Source organism: Anaerolineae bacterium, from assembly GCA_014360855.1.
Taxonomy (GTDB): domain Bacteria; phylum Chloroflexota; class Anaerolineae; order JACIWP01; family JACIWP01; genus JACIWP01.
Genome location: JACIWP010000307.1, coordinates 1 through 3,357 on the forward strand (window position 1 = coordinate 1; position 3,357 = coordinate 3,357).

At 65.3% G+C, this 3,357-nt stretch carries 4 protein-coding genes; all 4 read right to left on the reverse strand.

Going from position 1 to position 3,357, the window contains the following annotated elements:
• The coding region (locus H5T60_13130; GenBank protein MBC7243373.1) for a 2Fe-2S iron-sulfur cluster binding domain-containing protein at nucleotides 1–281 on the reverse strand (281 nt) is incomplete at its 3' end.
• Nucleotides 282–310: 29 nt separating this feature from the next.
• Complete coding sequence (locus tag H5T60_13135) at nucleotides 311–1,483, reverse strand: FAD-dependent oxidoreductase (GenBank protein ID MBC7243374.1); 1,173 nt, start codon at nucleotides 1,481–1,483, stop codon at nucleotides 311–313.
• A 33-nt stretch (nucleotides 1,484–1,516) separates the two neighbouring features.
• Nucleotides 1,517–2,761: an aminotransferase class I/II-fold pyridoxal phosphate-dependent enzyme gene (locus H5T60_13140; protein ID MBC7243375.1), complete on the reverse strand. Its 1,245-nt coding sequence runs from the start codon at nucleotides 2,759–2,761 to the stop codon at nucleotides 1,517–1,519.
• A gap of 63 nt (nucleotides 2,762–2,824) precedes the next feature.
• Nucleotides 2,825–3,357, reverse strand: a 533-nt coding sequence (locus H5T60_13145; protein MBC7243376.1) for an ABC transporter ATP-binding protein, incomplete at its 5' end; no start/stop codon positions are given.

Here is a 3,357-nt window from a genome sequence, read left to right on the forward strand (position 1 = left end):
AAGGTCCGCAGGGGCTCCAGCGTCACCGTGGCACCTTCCGGAAACTCGGCGATGGGGGTCAGGCACATCAGCCGCTCACGTCCGTTGACGCGCACGCCGCACAGCCCGCAGGAGGCGTGATGGCAGGCGTGCCGGAACAGCAGGGTCGGGTCCTGGGTCGCCCAGACCTTCTGCACGGCATCCAGGATATTCAGATGCTCATCCACGGAGACCTGATACGTCTGATAGGTCGCCGGCCGGCCGGGACCGCCGCGTAAAATGCGCAGGTTGAGCGTCCGCACGATATCCCTCCGAATCCCAGAGTCCCGCCTCAAACGTAAAACGCGTGGTACGGCAGTAGCGGCACTTCCCGCGTGCGGCAGGGAGCGGTGATGCCCGTCGCCTCGTTGATGACATCGCCCATGACCTCGGCCATCAGACGCGAGGTGGTGGTCTTCCCGCCGATGATGGAGAACAGCCCCGGTGCGCCGTCGCCGGCGTGGTTGAAGCAGGAAAAGCCGCGGGTGATGCCGCGCGCGCCGGGGTCCGCCGCCACCAGTTGGCTGGATTCGCGGAGCAGTGGGCGCGCCGCGGCCGAAATACCGCGCAGAGGAGCACTTCGGAATCCCGGGATGAACTCCTCGCCGGCTGCCAGCATGGCCTCTACCTGCTCGGGCGGGATGGCGATGTAGTCCGGGTTCTCCACCGGCCAGGAGGTGGTGCCCACCACCGAGTTGCGCCGCTGGGGCACGATGATGCCGCCGTCGCAGGGCGGGCAGAGCCGGTTGATGACGCGCCGCACCCACCGCCGGCCCACCGCGACCATCGTGCCGGCCACCGGCAGGACGCCAATATCCACGTGCGCCATGGCGCCGATGTGCCCCGCCCACGGGCCGGCGGCATTCACCACCAGGTCCGCCCCAATGGTATACTCGCGCCCGTCGCGTCGATCGCGCACCTTTACCCCGCTCACCGAGCGCCCGTTCCAGAGCAGGTCTATCACTTCGGTATAGGTGTGCACGACCGCGCCGTGCTGTTTGGCAGTGGCCAGGAACGCCAGCGTGAAGTGGAAGGGGTCAAAGACGCCGTCCTGCACCTTCACCGCCGCCAGGATGTGCGGATTGAGATTGGGTTCCAGGCGCAGAGCCTCTTGGACCGGTATCTCCTCCGCCGGCACGCCGGCCTGGGCGCACGCCTCGAGGAACGCGTCTTTGTAGGACAGGTCTTCCTCGTTCAGCGCCACGAACAGCCCACCGTTCAGCTCCAGGATATCGGGCATCAGCTTGCGCATCAGCGCGTTATCCTCGGCGCACTCGCGCGCCGCCGGCGGGTCGTTCAGCACATAGCGCGCCCCGGAGTGCAGTAAGCCGTGATTGCGCCCTGTGGTCTCACAGGCCACTTCGCCCCGCTCGACCACTGTCACGCGGTAGCCGCGCAGGGTCAGGTCGTGGGCGACGGCGGCCCCGGTGGAGCCGGCGCCGATGATGACCGCATGCAGTGTCATGGGACCTCCCGCGCCAACGCGAACTGCCGCCTATTATAGCCGGGAGAGCGCCTGGTCCAAATCGGCAATGATGTCATCGGGGTCTTCTAGACCCACCGACAGGCGGATGAGGCCGTCGTCAATGCCGGCGGCGGCGCGCTCCTCTGGCGTCATATGTTCATGGGTGATGGTCGCCGGGTGCATGCAGATGGTGCGGCTGGTGCCAAAGGTCACCGCATGGATGATGAGCTGGAAGCTGTCGATGACCTTGGCCGCGCCGGCGATGCCGCCCGGCACCACGAACGAGAGCAGGCCGCCCTGTGCCTTCGCCTGGCGCTTGGCCAGCTCGTGCTGAGGGTGATCCGGCAGGCCGGGGTAATTCACCCAGCGCACTTTGGGGTGATCGTGCAGGAACTCCGCCACCTTCTGGGCGTTGGAGCTGTGCCGCTCCATGCGCAGGGAAAGCGTCTCCAGATACTGCAGGGTCAGCCAGGAGGACAGCGGGTCCATGATGGAACCGACGAACTCCGTGGTGTTCCAGCGGATATCCTCGCATAGGTCCTCCGGCCCGACGATGGCGCCGCCGATGACTGTGGCATTGCCGGAGAGGAACTTGGTGATGGAGAGCAGGACAATGTCCGCGCCCAGCTCCATGGGCTTCTGCAGTGCCGCCGTCAGCGTGGTGTTATCCACCAGCAGGGGCACCCCGTGCGCATGGGCGACATCCGCCACCGCCTTGATGTCGGTCACGAACAGGCACGGGTTGCTGGGCGTCTCCACCCATACCAGCTTCGTGCGCTTGTCAATCTGCTCGGCCCAGGAATCGGGGTTGGCGGGGTCTTTGACGAAGCGGAATTCCACGTGACAGCGCTCGGGGAAGATGCTGGAGGCCTGCTTGTACCCCTCGCCGAAGGTATTAAGGGTGGTGACCACGTTGTCGCCCGGCCGGGCAATGGTGAAGATAAGATTGAAGAGCGCCTGAGAGCCGGAGCCGGCCAGCACGGCGCTTTCCCCGCCCTCCAGAGAGGCCAGCCGCTCTTCCAGCACCGCCGCCGTCGGGGTCTTGGTGCGGCCGTACACCGGGTACGGGATTTTGTCAAAGCGCTCGTACGGGAAGGTCATGGACTGGATAATGGGGACAGTGAAGGTATTGAACTTGCCCATATCCTTGAGCGGCCGAAAGCCGGCGTGTAGGGCACGCGTGTCGAACCCCAGATGGGCGTCCGGCCGCCGGCGCTTCGGCGCCTTGGGATCATACACCCACGGCTTGCGCATGAAAAACAGTTCTTCCTGGCTCATTCTGGTTCTCCTCCGTGCGTTCGTGAAAGGCGAGCTTTTCTACGATTGATCCTGCCGCCGGCCTCATGCACTGCGGCGGATCACCGGATGAATGGCCTGCAGGGTATCGGCCGGCAGATGACAGTAGATGATGTGGTCCATGCTCACGCGGCGCGCCGGCGGCTCCTCCCGCTCGCAAATCTCCCCCAGCTTGTACGGACAGCGCGTGTGGAAGCGACAGCCGGCCGGCGGATTCACCGGGCTGGGGATCTCCCCGCGTAAGCGGATAAACTCCTGTTTCAGCGTCGGGTCCGGCCGCGGCACCGCCGCCAGCAGTGCGGCCGTATACGGATGGCTGGGCGGTGAGAAGATCTCCTCCACCTGGCCGTACTCGACGATCTTCCCCAGATACATTACCGCCACATAGTCGGAGAAAAAGCGCACACTGCTCAGGTCATGCGAGATCAGGATCATCGCCGTCTGGAACTGGTGTTGTATCTCCTGCAGGAGCATCAGCACCGCCGCCTGCACCGAGACGTCCAGCGCCGAGACCGGCTCATCGCAGATGACCATCTTCGGGTTAGAGGCGATGGCGCGGGCGATGCCCACGCGCTGTT

Excerpts from the sequence above, each read along its gene's own strand:
- H5T60_13135 (MBC7243374.1), bottom strand. The coding sequence starts at position 1,483 with ATGACACTGCATGCGGTCATCATCGGCGCCGGCTCCACCGGGGCCGCC.
- H5T60_13140 (MBC7243375.1), bottom strand. The coding sequence starts at position 2,761 with ATGAGCCAGGAAGAACTGTTTTTCATGCGCAAGCCGTGGGTGTATGAT.